Source organism: Micromonospora lupini, from assembly GCF_026342015.1.
In the GTDB taxonomy this organism is placed as follows: domain Bacteria; phylum Actinomycetota; class Actinomycetes; order Mycobacteriales; family Micromonosporaceae; genus Micromonospora; species Micromonospora lupini_B.
Genome location: NZ_JAPENL010000002.1, coordinates 2483972 through 2498625 on the forward strand (window position 1 = coordinate 2483972; position 14654 = coordinate 2498625).

At 70.9% G+C, this 14654-nt stretch carries 12 protein-coding genes; 7 read left to right on the top strand and 5 right to left on the bottom strand.

The annotated features are described in order from the left end of the window. Positions 1-46: 46 nt before the first annotated feature. A complete protein-coding gene (locus OOJ91_RS26400) occupies positions 47-1159 on the bottom strand; it encodes a GNAT family N-acetyltransferase (protein ID WP_266249104.1) in 1113 nt (370 codons plus the stop codon). Then, entirely contained in the window at positions 1156-2307 is a 1152-nt protein-coding gene (locus OOJ91_RS26405; RefSeq protein ID WP_266249106.1) for a GNAT family N-acetyltransferase, read from the bottom strand. Before OOJ91_RS26405 ends, OOJ91_RS26400 begins: the two co-directional genes overlap by 4 nt. Positions 2308-2475: 168 nt before the next feature. Here OOJ91_RS26405 and secA point away from each other — a divergent pair, with 168 nt between their 5' ends. Continuing rightward, positions 2476-5403, top strand: a complete 2928-nt coding sequence (gene secA / locus OOJ91_RS26410) for a preprotein translocase subunit SecA (protein ID WP_266249107.1) — start codon at positions 2476-2478, stop codon at positions 5401-5403. 409 nt (positions 5404-5812) lie between these two features. Here the strand turns inward: secA and OOJ91_RS26415 are convergent, their stop codons facing one another. After that, positions 5813-6394 (bottom strand): Rv3235 family protein, encoded by a 582-nt coding sequence (locus OOJ91_RS26415; RefSeq protein ID WP_266249108.1) that lies wholly within the window; start codon positions 6392-6394, stop codon positions 5813-5815. A 228-nt stretch (positions 6395-6622) separates the two neighbouring features. Then, complete coding sequence (locus tag OOJ91_RS26420; RefSeq protein ID WP_266249109.1) at positions 6623-6850, bottom strand: helix-turn-helix transcriptional regulator; 228 nt, start codon at positions 6848-6850, stop codon at positions 6623-6625. A gap of 218 nt (positions 6851-7068) precedes the next feature. On the opposite strand from OOJ91_RS26420, the gene OOJ91_RS26425 reads away from it, so the two are divergent. Then, positions 7069-7578 carry a DUF6912 family protein gene (locus OOJ91_RS26425; protein ID WP_266249111.1) on the top strand — a complete coding sequence of 170 codons (510 nt, stop codon included), beginning with the start codon at positions 7069-7071 and terminating at the stop codon, positions 7576-7578. Positions 7579-7700: 122 nt separating this feature from the next. On the opposite strand, the gene OOJ91_RS26430 is transcribed toward OOJ91_RS26425, so the two are convergent. Next, complete coding sequence (locus OOJ91_RS26430; protein WP_266249113.1) at positions 7701-8795, bottom strand: hypothetical protein; 1095 nt, start codon at positions 8793-8795, stop codon at positions 7701-7703. A gap of 476 nt (positions 8796-9271) precedes the next feature. Here OOJ91_RS26430 and pruA point away from each other — a divergent pair, with 476 nt between their 5' ends. The 5 genes from pruA (at position 9272) to ftsX (ending at position 14519) form a co-directional block, all read left to right on the top strand. Continuing rightward, positions 9272-10900: an L-glutamate gamma-semialdehyde dehydrogenase gene (gene pruA, locus OOJ91_RS26435; RefSeq protein WP_266249115.1), complete on the top strand. Its 1629-nt coding sequence runs from the start codon at positions 9272-9274 to the stop codon at positions 10898-10900. A gap of 175 nt (positions 10901-11075) precedes the next feature. Beyond that, positions 11076-11591: a PadR family transcriptional regulator gene (locus OOJ91_RS26440; RefSeq protein WP_266249116.1), complete on the top strand. Its 516-nt coding sequence runs from the start codon at positions 11076-11078 to the stop codon at positions 11589-11591. A gap of 64 nt (positions 11592-11655) precedes the next feature. Beyond that, a complete protein-coding gene (gene prfB / locus OOJ91_RS26445) occupies positions 11656-12777 on the top strand; it encodes a peptide chain release factor 2 (RefSeq protein WP_266249117.1) in 1122 nt (373 codons plus the stop codon). A gap of 118 nt (positions 12778-12895) precedes the next feature. Then, positions 12896-13576 carry a cell division ATP-binding protein FtsE gene (gene ftsE, locus OOJ91_RS26450; RefSeq protein WP_007455859.1) on the top strand — a complete coding sequence of 227 codons (681 nt, stop codon included), beginning with the start codon at positions 12896-12898 and terminating at the stop codon, positions 13574-13576. 67 nt (positions 13577-13643) lie between these two features. Then, positions 13644-14519 (top strand): permease-like cell division protein FtsX, encoded by an 876-nt coding sequence (gene ftsX / locus OOJ91_RS26455; protein ID WP_266249120.1) that lies wholly within the window; start codon positions 13644-13646, stop codon positions 14517-14519. Positions 14520-14654: the final 135 nt, after the last annotated feature.

Sequence of the window (14654 nt, forward strand, 5' to 3'; positions counted from 1 at the left end):
TCGAGCACGGGGTTGTGGCGGGCGACCGCCGCAACCCCGTGCCTCGTCAGCGCCGCTCGGCCGGCAGCAGGGCGAACGTCAGGTCGTCGAGGCGAGCGCCCGCCAGGCCGGGCAGGCGACCGCGTTGCAGGGCCTCACGCTGGAAGCCGACCCGCTCCAGCACGCGGTGCGAGGCGGTGTTCTCCGGCACGGTGCCTGCGGTCAGCCGGGCGAAACCGGCCGGGCCGAACGCCCAGTCGGCGAGCAGCCGCACCGCGCGTGTGGCGTACCCGCGCCCACGCCAGTCGGGCAGCAGCGCGTAGCCGATCGAGCCCTCACCGCTGCTCACCTCCGTGTACGAGAGGCCGCAACTGCCCGCCGGCTCGCCGGTGGCCACGTCGACGATCAGTAGCCGGGCGATGTCGCCGGTCAGCCACGCGCTCTCCGCCAGCCGGCAGCGCCGCTCGATCGACTCCCGCGTCGGTGGCACCGGCGGGGCCTGGTTGGCGACCACCTCCGGCCGGCTGTGCAGCCCGTACATCATCTCCGCGTCGTCCGGCCCGAGGCGCCGCAGCGCCACCACCTGATCGGTGAGCACCCCGTCGGGCAGGTCGGGCAGCAGCCGGGGAGTCGGGCCGGGTGGATCGTCGGCGAGGCGTACCCAGGTCAGCAGATCGTGCCGGCCGCCGTCCCGGCGCTGCCCGGCCGACCGACGCAGGCCCTCGTGCCGGAAGCCGGCGGCAAGCGCGACCCGCTGACTCGCCGCGTTCTCTCCCTCGGTGAGCAGCTCCAGCCGGAGTGTCCCGGCGCCGAAGGCGTGCTCGCTCAACGCGCGGGTCGCGGCCGTGGCCACCCCGCGTCCCCGCGCCGCCGGCCGCAGCCAGTAGCCGATCTCCGCCTGGCTCCGGCCGGGCACCGGGTTGCTCAACCCGGCCCCGCCGAGCAGTCGGTCGGTGGCCGGGTCCGCGATGGCGTACGCGGCGCCGCCGCCGGCCCAGACCGCAGGTGCGCCGGCCTCGACCCACCAGTGGGCGTCGACCTCGGTGTACGGGGCCGGCATGCTGGACACGAACCGCTGGCTGAGCGGGTCCGCGCAGCCCTCGACCAGGTCCGCGATGTCGCCGGCCTGAAACGGCCGCAGCCGCACCCCGTGCGCCTCGACGACCTGCTGCGGGCTCATGCCAGGTCCCCGGCGAGCAGCGCGGCCACCCAGGCGTCGACCCGCTCACCCCGGTGCTGAACCCCACCCCGGGCGGTCCCCTCGAACGTGAAGCCCGCCTTCTCGGCGGCCCGCCGGGAGGCGGTGTTGCCCACGTTCGCCTTCCACTCGATCCGGGCCAGGCCCAGCGTGGTGAAACCCCAGGCGCTCACCGCGATCAGGGCGGCCGGCAGGTATCCCCGGCCGCGGGCCGCCGGGGCGGTCATGAAGCCCACGTCCGCGAGCAGCGGGTCGGCGGGGGAGAGCCGCAGGTCAAGCGAGGCGACGTACCTGTCGTCCGGGTCGGCGACCACGAAGCAGGCGGCGTCCCCCCGGGCCCAGGCGTCCTGGCCGAAGGCCCGGTACCCCTGTGCGTCGGAGCGGTCGTACGGATCTGGAACTGTGGTCCACCGGATCGATTCCGGGTCCCGACAGGTCTGCACCACGGCATCCAGATCCCGCTCCTCCATCGGCCGCAGCAGCAGCTCACCGGTCGCCGAGGTGGCGAACAGGGTCGGCTGTGGGCGGCCGAAGACGGCGGCCCGGCGGGCGGCCAGGGTGCCGGGGCCGGCCGGCCCGGTCGATCCGGGTTCGGGCACCTCGCCGGGCAGCAGCGAGCCGATCCAGGTGTCCGCCCCGTTGTGCGGCTCCACCTCGGCCGACCGGACCCGGCCGTCGATCCGGAACCCGGCCCGGAGCGCGACCAGCCGGGAGGCGTGATTACCCACCTCGGCCTGCCAGATCAGTCGGCGCAGCGCCAGCTTCTCGAAGGACCAGCGGGCGACCGCCCGGGCGGCCCGGACGGTCACGCCCCGCCCGCGCGCCCAGGGGGCCGTCCAGTAGCCGATCTCACCGGTGCCGGAACGCTCGATGGAGACCAGCCCGCACGAGCCGAGGAGGTCGCCGGTGGCCGCGTCGCAGACCGCGAACGGCGCCCCGGTGCCGTCCGCCCAGGCCCGCGCGCTCACCTCGGTGACGAAACCGTGGGCGTGTTCGCGAAGGTATGGGCGCGGTACGGTGGTCCAACGCTGAATGTCCCGATCCTGGCAGGCACGGTGTACGCCGTCGGCGTCGGCCTCCCGCCAGGGTCGCAGCAGCACGCCGTCCTCGATGATCTCCGCAGGCTCCACCCGTGCATCGTGCCGGAACGTTCGCCGAGGGCGTAACCGGATAACGTCCCGGGCGCATCCCGTGCGCGAGTTATGTCGGGTTCGGCGAGGTGGACCGCCGCCACCAGTGACCATCGCGCCGATGTTGCGCCTACGATGGTTCGAGACTGTCTAGGGGAGCGTTGATCCGTGTCGATTCTGGAAAAGGTCCTTAATGCGGGCGAGGGCCGCATGGTGCGCCGGCTCAAGGCCATCGCCGCCGCCGTCAGCTCGATCGAGGACGACTACGTCAACCTCACCGACGAGGAGCTGCGCGGCATGACCGAGCAGTTCCGGGAGCGGCTCGCCGACGGCGAGACCCTCGACGACCTGCTGCCGGAGGCGTTCGCGGTGGCCCGCGAGGCGGCCGCCCGGGTGCTCGGCCAGCGGCCGTACGACGTCCAGGTGATGGGCGGCGCCGCGCTGCACTTCGGCAACATCGCCGAGATGAAGACCGGTGAGGGCAAGACGCTGACCTCGGTCATGGCCGTCTACCTCAACGCGCTCTCCGGCGACGGCGTGCACGTGGTCACCGTCAACGACTACCTCGCCCAGCGCGACGCTGCCTGGATGGGTCGCGTGCACGAGTTCCTCGGGCTGACCGTCGGCGTGGTGCTGCCCAACCGGCCGGCCACCGAGCACAAGGCCGCCTACGAGTGCGACATCACCTACGGCACCAACAACGAGTTCGGCTTCGACTACCTGCGCGACAACATGGCCTGGTCGAAGGACGAGCTGGTGCAGCGCGGGCACAACTTCGCGGTGGTCGACGAGGTCGACTCCATCCTGATCGACGAGGCACGCACCCCGCTGATCATCTCCGGCCCGGCCGAGCACTCGGCCCGCTGGTACGGCGAGTTCGCAGGCGTCGTGGCCCGGCTGCAGCCCGGCACCGACGGCGAGGGCGACTACGAGGTCGACCACTCCAAGCGCACCATCGCGGTCACCGAGCGCGGCGTCGCCAAGGTCGAGGACCGGCTCGGCATCGACAACCTGTACGAGTCGGTGAACACCCCGCTGGTCGGCTACCTCAACAACGCCATCAAGGCCAAGGAGCTCTACAAGCGCGACAAGGACTACATCGTCAGCGACGGTGAGGTCCTGATCGTCGACGAGTTCACCGGTCGCATCCTGCACGGCCGTCGCTACAACGAGGGCATGCACCAGGCGATCGAGGCCAAGGAGGGGGTGGAGATCAAGCAGGAGAACCAGACCCTGGCCACCATCACCCTCCAGAACTACTTCCGCCTCTACAACAAGCTGTCCGGGATGACCGGTACGGCGCAGACCGAGGCGAGCGAGTTCAACAAGGTCTACAAGGTCGGCGTCGTGAGCATCCCGACGCACCGCCCGATGGTCCGCGAGGACCGGCCGGACGTCATCTACAAGACCGAGAAGGCCAAGTTCAACGCCGTCATCGAGGACATCGCCGAGCGGCACCAGCTGGGCCAGCCGGTGCTGGTCGGCACCGTCTCGGTGGAGAACTCGGAGATCCTCTCCCAGTTGCTGCGTCGCCGTGGCATCCCGCACAACGTGCTGAACGCCAAGTTCCACGCCCGGGAGGCCGAGATCGTCGCCCAGGCCGGGCGTAAGGGCGCGGTCACCGTGGCCACCAACATGGCCGGCCGCGGCACGGACATCCTGCTCGGCGGCAACCCCGAGTTCCTCGCGGCCAACGAGCTGCGCCAGCGCGGTCTCGACCCGCTGGAGAACGAGGAGGAGTACGCCAAGGCGATGGAGGAGGTCCTGCCCACCTGGAAGCAGGCCTGCGACGCCGAGGCGGACGAGGTCTCCGGCGCCGGTGGCCTGTACGTGCTGGGCACCGAGCGGCACGAGTCCCGGCGGATCGACAACCAGCTGCGCGGTCGTGCCGGCCGGCAGGGCGACCCGGGCGAGTCCCGCTTCTACCTGTCCCTGCAGGACGAGCTGATGCGGCGCTTCCGGGCCGGCGCGGTCGAGGCGGTGATGGAGCGCTTCAACATCCCCGAGGACGTGCCCATCGAGTCGAAGATGGTCACCCGCCAGATCAAGAGCGCCCAGGCCCAGATCGAGGGCCAGAACGCCGAGATCCGCAAGAACGTTCTGAAGTACGACGAGGTGCTCAACAAGCAGCGCCAGGTCGTCTACGCCGAGCGGCTGCGGGTGCTCAACGGTGAGGACCTGTCGGACCAGGTCCGCAACATGATCGACGACACCGTCGAGGCGTACGTGCGGGGTGCCACCTCCGACGGCTACGGCGAGGACTGGGACCTGGAGCAGCTCTGGTCCAGCCTCAAGCAGCTCTACCCGGTCGGCGTGACGATCGAGGAGCTGGAGGAGGAGGCCGGCGGTTCCCGGGCCGGCATGGACGCGGACTTCCTGGTCGCCCGCCTCAAGGAGGACGCGAACGCCGCGTACGACAAGCGCGAGGAGCAGCTCGGCGAGGAGGGCGTACGCCAGCTCGAGCGGATGGTGCTGCTCCAGGTCATCGACCGCAAGTGGCGCGAGCACCTCTACGAGATGGACTACCTCCAGGAGGGCATCAACCTCCGGGCGTACGCCCAGCGCGACCCGGTGGTCGAGTACCAGCGCGAGGGCTTCGACATGTTCGCCACGATGATGGAAGGCATCAAGGAGGAGACCGTCGGCTTCCTCTACAACGTGGACGTCCAGGTCACCGAGCCGGAGCCGGCCGCCGACTCGGAGGAGGTCACGCTGCTCGACAAGCCGGTGGAGATCCGTGCCAAGGGTCTCAACCGCTCGCCGCAGCGGCAGGGCCTGCAGTATTCGGCGCCGACGATCGACGGTGAAGCCAGCCCCGGTGCCGTCAGCATCGAGCAGGAGCAGCAGCAGGCGCCGGCGCTCGGTGTGGGCCGGCCGCCCCAGGGCACGCCGGCAGCACCCGGCCGGAGCGCGCCGTCGGCCCCACAGCGGCCGGCCTCCGGGCTGCGTGGCCCGACGCTCCCGAGCGCCGGGTCCCGACGTCCGGTTCCCAACCAGGCCGACGCCGGCAACGGCCCGTCCCGCAACGCGCCGTGCCCGTGTGGCTCGGGCCGCAAGTACAAGCGCTGCCACGGTGCCCCCAACGGCGGCAACTGACCGATCGCACGTCCCGATGGGCCCTGGCCGACGAGGCCGGGGCCCATCGGCGTCTCCACCCCCGCATCCCCGGCCACGCCCGGCGCTCGGGCGGCCGGCGCCGGACTGCCCGTGGTCCGGGTCGCCCGTGGTCCGGGCCGCCCGTGGTCCGGGTCGCCCGTGGTCCGGGTTGCCCGTGGTCCGGGTCGCCCGTGGTCCGGGTCGCCCGTGGTCCGGGTCGCCCGTGGTCCGGGTCGCCCGTGGTCCGGGCCGCCCGTGGTCGGGTGAAGATCATCCCGGTTTGCGGGAAGTCGGGGTGTCAGCGCGAGGTTGATGCCGCGCTTTCTTGAAAGTCGAGTCGATCAACGCCGGGCAGCGCGGCGCCCGGCGGCGGGACGGTGGCCGTGCGGGCGGGCCCTCGGGCGGGTGGTCAGAGGACGTGCAGGGCCGTGCACAGCCAGCGGCCTCGCCGGTGTTCCAGACGTAGCGCCATGGCCCAGCTCCGACCGCCGGCGCCGCTGATCACGGCGGCCGCTTCCACCGCGGCTTCCCGAGGCTCGCACACCCGCAGCCGGAGCAGCCGCAGAGCCGGCCGTGCTGCTCGACGGCGAGCCGGCCCGGCCCGCCCGGTCGCCCGGGCCAACTCGGTGAGCAGTTCGACGGCCCGGCCCGGGTCGAGCAGTGGGCGCACCTGGGCCGGCGAGCGGTAGCCGTTGACCACCTCCAGGCAGGTGCCGACGAAGCGGTGCGCGGCTCGGGTCGCCTCGGGGGCGGTCGCCGGTGGCAGCGGCGCACCCGGGTGGCTGGCGGGTCGCGTGGGCGTTCGGCGTGGGGCGGTGCGGCGCTCCGCCGGCCGGACCGGATCCGGTCGTGTCGAGGCGAACAGGTCGAGGGCGAGCTGGCCGTGGGTAGGCCCCGGCCAGTACGTCTCGTCCGGATACGGCGGATCGATGGGCGGGACGGGACGCAGCCGCACAGGTGGCCGGAAGGGACCGGGTCGCCGCTCGCTCATCGCTGCTCCCTTTGATCTTGCGTTTGCTTTCGTTTGCCTCCGACTGCTTCGATTGTGCGCGGCAAAGTGGCCTCGGTCAATGCCTTCGGTGACGAGCGCGCCACCCTCAGGAAAGATCCACTCCGGTTCGCCGACATCGCGGTATCCCGCTAGGCCGGACAGCCCCACTTCGGCGATCCGGAGTGGATCGCCCCGGCCGGCACACCCGTTGGGCGGGCCGGCCGGGGCCTACTCCGGGTCGCGGTCGACGAGGGGGTTGTCACGTACCCAGTCGGCGGTCTCGGCGTACTTCTGCGCGATGTACTCCTCCAGCCGGGCGCGCTCGACACGCCACTGACCGCGCCCGCCGATCTTGATCGCGGGCAGTTCCCCGCTGCGGACCATGTGGTAGACCTGCGAGTCCGACACGTTCAGCTCGGTGGCCACGTCGGAGAGCAGCAGGAACCTCGGCTCCACGGGAAACTCCAGGGGTTGACGTCGTTTGCCTCAGTTTGCCATCGACGGGGCTCACCGCCCAGCACCCACCCGGCGCGACGGCGGGCCAAGCAGTGGCCGGACACACCGGCGGGAAACTTCCACCGGCCGGAGCCGGGGTGTATGACGGTCACGGCGTGCGGCATGATCTGCGCCCGTGCCGGCTGCCGCCGACACAGGACCGAGCGGGGAGACGACAGGTGACCGACGAGCTTGTCCGGGTGTACGTGCCGGCGACCGTGCCCATGCTGGCCCGCCTGCGCGAGCAGGGGCTGACCGCCGACCGGGCGCACGCGGTGACGCCCGCGTTGCGCGAGTGGTACGCCGAGGGCGACGAGGAGGAGCTGGAGTACGTCGCGTTCACCCGGGCCGCCCAGGACGCGCTGCACCTGCTCAGGGCCGACCCGTCGGCGCCCCGCCGCCGCGTGGTCGTCTCGGTCGACCTGCCGCCCGCCGCGCTCGGCCGTGGCGACGGTGAGCTGGGTTCCAGCACTGTGACGTTGGCCGACACCGTCCCGGTAAGCGCCGTCGCGGCGATCCACGTGGACGGCGCGGACGCCGTCGAGGAGGTCGCCGCCGCCGCCGACGTGGTGGCAGAGGCCGCCGCCGGTGACCCGGATGCGCAGTTCACAGTCGACGGCGCCGAGGATCACGAGCTGGAGTGGTACGACGTGACGGAGCTGGACCTGCTGCTGCGCGCCACCGACTGAGTCGCTGACGGCCCGCAGGCCGTCACCGGCCAGGCGAGCCGGCACCCGTCAAGAGGCCCACACCGGCCAGGCGAGCCGGTAGTGGCCGGGTAGCCGCCAGTGGCCGGGCAAGGTTGCCGCGGTCAGCGAGCCGGATCGGCCCGAGCCGGGTCGACATCGGCGGCGTCGTGAGCGGTCGTGTCCGCTTCGTCCTCGCCGGCACCGGCTGCCGGCGGTGCGGCGCCGGGATCCTCGGTCACGGCGGGGTCGTCGTCGGTGCGCGCCGGTCCGAGCGTGCGGCCGAACGCGATGAGCGCGGTCAGCGCCCCCACGAAGAGCATCCAGATGCCGTTGTCCACCCGCGAGGTGCCCAGCGAGGTCTGCGCCACGGCGTCCGCCTCGCTGAGCGCGCTGGCCAGGTCCAGCAGTGACCGGCCGCCGATCCGGATGATCACCTCGGCGAGCAGCAGGAGCAGGCCCGGCCCGGCGCCGGCGAGCAGGTAGGCCGGCCAGCGCAGCGCGGGCGTCTGCGGATCGCGCCGCAGGGCTCGCCGCCGCGCCCAGGTGAGGTAGCCGAAGGCGAGCAGCCCGGCGAGCAGCCCGGCGATGAGCGACTCGGTGCGCGACACCCACTTGGCCGCGTCGACGAGCGACTGCTGGCTGTCGCCCGCGCCGAAGAGGTCGAACAGCGGGTCCCGGGCACGGCTGAACGCCACCACGAAGATCAGTGCGCCCAGCGCGGCGGTCACCACCGCGCCGACCGCGGGGGCCGTTCGCGCGCCGGCGATTGCTCCGCCGATGATCGCGGCGGCCGCCGCGGTGCCGGCGATCACGTTTGTGGTCGAGGTGTCGAAGTAGGTGAGGTTGATCGCCAGCGCGGCGGCCAGCCCGACCACCATCCCCGCGCCGATCGCGCCGACGAAGCGCAGGGTCGACCTGTCGCCGTACCGCCGGGTCAGCAGGTTGCCGCCGGCCAGGGCGGTGGCGGCCCCGGCCACCAGCGCGGCCGAGATCACGCCGGGCAGGGCGAACGCGGAGAGACTGATCGCGGTGATGCCGGCCGCCGCCGAGGTGATGGCCTCCCGGGTCGACCAGAGCATGGCGGCCAGCCAGCCGAGCGCCAGCAGCGCGAGCACGGCCGCGCCGGGCGCGGGCGCCGGCCCCCCGCTGGGGGTGGCCGCGTCGACCGCCGGCTGGTCCGACTCCGCGGCTGGGACGCGGCCGGGCTGCTTGGTCATCGTCTCCCCTTCGAGGCGCCAGGTCACCGACCATTCAGGGTACGCGGACCGCCGCGACCCCCACCGAACGAGCCACACCCCGCGTAGTACGCGCCTCCGCCGGCGTACGTCAAGGGGGTCGCAACGGGCCCACGGACGGCGACCGACGTCAGGGGCTGGGGCGAGCGTCCCCGGCGGAGGGATCAAGCCTGACCGCCCGGAGCCGGGGCACGGTCGCCCCAGCCCCACCACCGCAACCATGTCCCGGGGCCGGGGACGCTCGCCCCAGCCCCACCCCGGCGAGCGGTAAGGAGAGAAAGGGCAGCCGGTCCTGAGCAACCGGGTGGTGGCGCAGGTGAGCCGAGCACCCCCGCATGAAAGAATCGTGGGAGGTCCCGCCGCTGCTCGGCCCCCCGCGCGGCGTCCGGTGTCCGGCCGTCCGGTCGGTGCCCGCGGGTCCGGTTTCGCCACTGCTGTCGAGATCGCCAGGAGCCTTGATGGATGCCGTGTTCTCCGTTCCCGAGCCGCGCAACGAGCCGGTTCGCAACTACGAGCCGGGCAGCGGAGACCGGGAGCGGCTCCAGCGGCGGCTGACCGAGCTGGCCGCCGAGCGCATCGACCTGCCGATGACCATCGGCGGCGAGCAGCGGATGGCGGGCGGCGACCCGATCAACGTGGTGCAGCCGCACAAGCACGCCCACGTGCTCGGCGTGACCGCGCACGCCACCCACGACGACGCCCGCGCCGCGATCAAGGCAGCCAAGGACGCCGCTCCGATGTGGCGGGCGCTGCCGTTCGAGGAGCGCGCCGCGATCTTCCTGCGTGCCGCCGAGCTGCTCGCCGGCCCCTGGCGGGACACTCTCAACGCCGCCACGATGCTCGGCCAGTCGAAGACCGCGATCCAGGCGGAGATCGACGCCGCCTGTGAGTTCATCGACTTCCTGCGGTTCAACGTGCACTTCGCCCGCCGCCTGTTGGAAGAGCAGCCCGCGTCCTCGCCGGGCGTCTGGAACCGCTTCGACCACCGCCCGCTGGAGGGCTTCGTCTACGCGGTCACCCCGTTCAACTTCACTGCCATCGCCGGCAACCTGCCGTCGGCGCCGGCGCTGCTCGGCAACACGGTGATCTGGAAGCCGGGCCCGACCCAGCAGTTCTCCGCGCACTTCACCATGCGGCTCTTCGAGGCGGCCGGCCTGCCGCCCGGCGTGATCAACATGGTCACCGGTCGGGGCGAGGAGGTCTCCGACGTGGTGCTCGCCGACCCGGACCTGGCCGGCATCCACTTCACCGGCTCGACAAAGGTCTTCCAGCAGTTGTGGCGGACCGTCGGCGACAACATCGCCCGCTACCGGGGCTACCCGCGTCTGGTCGGCGAGACCGGCGGCAAGGACTTCGTGGTCGCGCACACAAGCGCCGACGTGGACGCCCTGCACACCGCGCTGATCCGGGGCGCGTACGAGTACCAGGGCCAGAAGTGCTCGGCGGCCTCGCGGGCGTACGTGCCGCGCTCGCTCTGGGAGGGTGGCCTGCGCGACCGTCTGGCCGCCACCGCGGACTCGCTCACCTACGGCGACGTGGCCGACTTCGGCAACTTCGGTGGCGCGGTGATCGACGACAAGGCGTTCGCCCGGCACACCGCGGCGCTGGAGCTGATCGCCGGTGACGACAGCTGCCGGGTCCTCGCCGGCGGGACGGCCGACGACTCGGTCGGATACTTCGTCCGGCCGACGCTCTTCGAGTGCGGAGACGCCGCCCACGAGACGTTCACCACCGAGTACTTCGGGCCGATCCTGGGCGTGCACGTGTTCGACGACGCGCGCTTCGACGAGGTGGTGGCGCAGGCCGAGTCGATCGCCCCGTACGCGCTGACGGGGTCGGTGTTCGCCACCGACCGCCGGGTGATCGACGCGGTCGGCGAGCGCATGCGGTACGCGGCCGGCAACTTCTACATCAACGACAAGCCGACCGGCGCGGTGGTCGGGCAGCAGCCGTTCGGCGGTGCCCGGGCCAGCGGCACCAACGACAAGGCGGGCTCCTGGCTCAACCTGGTCCGCTGGGTGTCGCCGCGGACGATCAAGGAGACCTTCGTGCCGCCGACCGACCACACGTACCCCCACATGGGCTGACCTGCGGCGACCCGCCGGCGGCGTGTACCGCGCCGCCGGCGGCCGGCCGAGGGACGCGATCCATCGATAGTCCTCAACGGACAGTCTGCCGCCGACAGTGCACATAGGAAGTCCTGTCGGGTGGCAAACTGCCAAATCCTGGACGCCGGGAGCGCAAAGTGGCAGCGTAACGGGCATGGCGGAATCCGGAGTCAACCCTACGGCGGCGGCCCTTCTCGGGCTCCTCCACGAGGGCCCGATGACAGGCGGTCAGTTGATGGCCGCCGCTGAGCGCCGTCTGGCGCCGTACTGGTCGATGACCCGCAGTCAGGTCTACCGCGAGTTGCCGGTGCTGGCCGAGCGGGGTTACGTGCGGCTCGGCAAGCCGGGCCCCCGCATGAGTCAGCCCTACGCGCTCACCGCGAGCGGGAAACGGACATTTTCCCGCTGGCTGGCGGAGAACCCGGGGCGGGACACCATCCGTAACCCGATCGCGCTGCGGATGGCCTTCGGCAACCTGCACTCGTCCAGCCAGCTCAAGAGCCTGTACGCCTCGGCGAACGAGTACCACACCGAGGCCCTCGCTCAGGTACGCGAACAGGTCAAGAACGCCAAACGGGACGGCGAGACGTACGACGCCAGCGCGCTGGAGTTCGCCGTCGCCTACCACCGGGCGGCCCTGTCGTGGCTGAAATCCGCCCCCGCCGGGTGATCTCCGGCAGGTTCGCCGACACGGAACGAGCTGTGCTGCTCCCGGCACAGTACGCTTGTCTGTCGTGACCGCTGCCGATTACGCCGAACAGCTCAAGGAACTCGACGCGACCCTGCGCAACATCGAGGCCGTCCTCAATCTGGACCGGCTGCACGAGGACAAGGCCCGCCTGGAGCAGGAGGCGTCCGCCCCCGACCTGTGGGACGACCAGGCCAAGGCGCAGCAGGTGACCTCGCAGCTGTCGTACGTCAACGGCGAGATCAGCAAGCTGGGCAGTCTGCGCGCCCAGCTCGACGACGCGCGGGTGCTGCTGGAGTTGGCCGAGGCCGAGGCCGACCCGGGCGTGCTGACCGAGGTCGAGGCGGAGATCACCAGCCTGACCAAGTCCATCCAGGAGATGGAGGTCCGCACCCTGCTCTCCGGCGAGTACGACTCCCGGGAGGCGCTTGTCGCCATCCGGGCCGGCGCCGGTGGCGTGGACGCGGCGGACTTCGCCGAGATGCTGCTGCGGATGTACCTGCGCTGGGCCGAGCGGCACGGCTACCCGACCGAGGTCTACGAGACCTCGTACGCCGAGGAGGCGGGCCTGAAGTCGGCCACCTTCGCGGTGAAGGTGCCCTACGCGTACGGCACGCTCAGCGTCGAGTCGGGCACCCACCGGCTGGTCCGGATCAGCCCGTTCGACAATCAGGGCCGCCGGCAGACCAGCTTCGCGGGCGTGGAGGTGCTGCCGGTGACCGAGCAGACCGACCACATCGACATCCCGGAGAACGAGGTACGCGTCGACGTGTACCGCTCCTCCGGGCCGGGTGGGCAGAGCGTCAACACCACCGACTCGGCGGTCCGGCTGACCCACATCCCGACCGGCATCGTGGTGACCTGCCAGAACGAGAAGTCCCAACTGCAGAACAAGGCCTCCGCGCTGCGGGTGCTCCAGGCCCGGCTGCTGGAGCGCAAGCGCCAGGAGGAGCAGGCCAAGCTGGAGGGCCTCAAGGAGAACGCGGCAGGTTCGTGGGGCGACCAGATGCGCTCCTACGTCCTGCACCCGTATCAGATGGTGAAGGATCTCCGAACCGAGCAGGAGACCGGCAATCCGAGCGCGGTCTTCGACGGCGAGTTGGACGGTTTCATCGAGGCTGGTATCCGTTGGCGTAAGCAGCGGCAGCTCGCCGGCAACGGTGCGTGACGGCTCGCGGGCGGAGCGCGTCGTCGATCTCCAGGTGAGGGCCTGATTCGACGACGCGCGCCGCATCTGCGGGGCGTGGGGCTTGGCTCAGTTGTTACACCGCGTAGACTCACGACCCGTGATTCAGCTTGAGCAAGTGACGAAGACGTACCCGAAGGCGTCCCGGCCTTCGCTCGACAACGTGTCCGTCTCGATCGAGAAGGGCGAGTTCGTCTTCTTCATCGGTCCATCCGGCTCCGGCAAGTCCACAATCATCAAGATGCTGCTGCACGAGGTCACCCCCAACAAGGGGCGGGTCATCGTCAACAGCAAGGACGTCACGTCGATGCGCTCCTGGAAGCGACCCCACTTCCGGCGTTCGATCGGCTGCGTCTTCCAGGACTTCCGGCTGCTGCCGAACCGCACCGCGTACGAGAACGTGGCGTTCGCCCTCGAGGTGATCGGCAAGACCAAGGCGGTTGCCCGCCGGGTCGTGCCCGAGGTTCTGGAGCTGGTCGGTCTCGGTGGCAAGGAGCACCGCTACCCGCACGAGCTCTCCGGTGGTGAGCAGCAGCGGGTCGCCGTCGCCCGGGCGTTCGTGAACCGTCCGCTGATCCTGCTGGCGGACGAGCCCACCGGAAACCTGGACCCGGATACCTCGATCGAGATCATGCGCCTGCTGGACCGGATCAACCGCACCGGCACGACCGTCGTGATGGTCACCCACGACTCCAACATCGTGAACCAGATGCGCCGCCGCGTCATCGAGATCGAGAGCGGTCGCATCGTGCGTGACCAGGCCCGCGGTGTCTACGGGTGAGCCGGCGCTCCACCCCTGCGCAGCCTGACGACGAACACTTCATGCCGGAGACCCGGAGGAAATCCCGATGCGCGTGAAATACGTCCTGTCCGAGGTACTGGTCGGACTGTGGCGCAACGTGACCATGACCATCGCGATGATCATCACGATGGCGGTCTCGCTGACCATGCTCGGCGCCAGCGGTCTCATGTACCGCCAGGTTGACGACATGAAGGACCTCTACTACAAGAACATCGAGGTCTCGATCTTCCTGAGCCAGGAGGTGAGCGAGCAGCAGCGCACCGACCTGGACGCCAAGCTGAAGACCAACCCCCTGGTCAAGGAAGTCATCTACGTCAACAAGGACGAGGCGTACAAGAAGTTCCAGGAGATGTACCAGGACGCGCCGGACCTGGTCAACGCCGTCAAGCCGGACCAGCTGCCCGAGTCGTTCCGGCTCAAGCTGAACAACCCGGAGCAGTACAAGAACATCTACGACCAGTACAAGGACACCGAGGGTGTCGACGAGATCGTCGACCAGAGTCGACTGCTGGACAAGATCTTCGACGTCCTCACCGCGATCCAGAACATCGCCCTGGCCGCCGCGATCGTGATGGCCATCGCCGCACTGCTCCTGGTGGCCAACACCATCCAGGTCGCCGCGTACAGCAAGCGGCGTGAGGTGGCGGTCATGAAGCTGGTGGGCGCGTCCAACTGGTTCATCCAGGCGCCGTTCGTGCTGGAGGCCGTGGTGGCCGGCCTGATCGGTTCACTGCTCGGCCTGGTGGCCCTGGTCGCGGCGAAGTATCTGCTCTTCGACGGATCGCTCAAGGCGTTGCAGGGCCTGCTGTCGCCGATCAGCTGGGGTGACATCCTGTTCATCTTCCCGCTGATGGCCGGCGTCGGTGGCCTGGTCAGCGCCGGCACCGCCTGGATCACCCTGCGCTTCTACCTGCGGGTCTAGGCAGCGTACGGGTCGTCCCGTCGACACTTCGGGACCCTCCCGCGGCCGGAATAAACGGCGCGGGAGGGTCCTTGTCAATGAGGCTCATTCGGGCGGCCCTGACGATGGCCCGGCCGGCCCGGCGGCGAGAGCCCG

Coding starts and splice junctions, on each gene's coding strand:
- OOJ91_RS26400 (WP_266249104.1), bottom strand. CDS start 1,159: ATGAGCCCGCAGCAGGTCGTCGAGGCGCACGGGGTGCGGCTGCGGCCG.
- OOJ91_RS26415 (WP_266249108.1), bottom strand. CDS start 6,394: ATGAGCGAGCGGCGACCCGGTCCCTTCCGGCCACCTGTGCGGCTGCGT.
- OOJ91_RS26430 (WP_266249113.1), bottom strand. CDS start 8,795: ATGACCAAGCAGCCCGGCCGCGTCCCAGCCGCGGAGTCGGACCAGCCG.
- pruA (WP_266249115.1), top strand. CDS start 9,272: ATGGATGCCGTGTTCTCCGTTCCCGAGCCGCGCAACGAGCCGGTTCGC.
- OOJ91_RS26440 (WP_266249116.1), top strand. CDS start 11,076: ATGGCGGAATCCGGAGTCAACCCTACGGCGGCGGCCCTTCTCGGGCTC.
- ftsX (WP_266249120.1), top strand. CDS start 13,644: ATGCGCGTGAAATACGTCCTGTCCGAGGTACTGGTCGGACTGTGGCGC.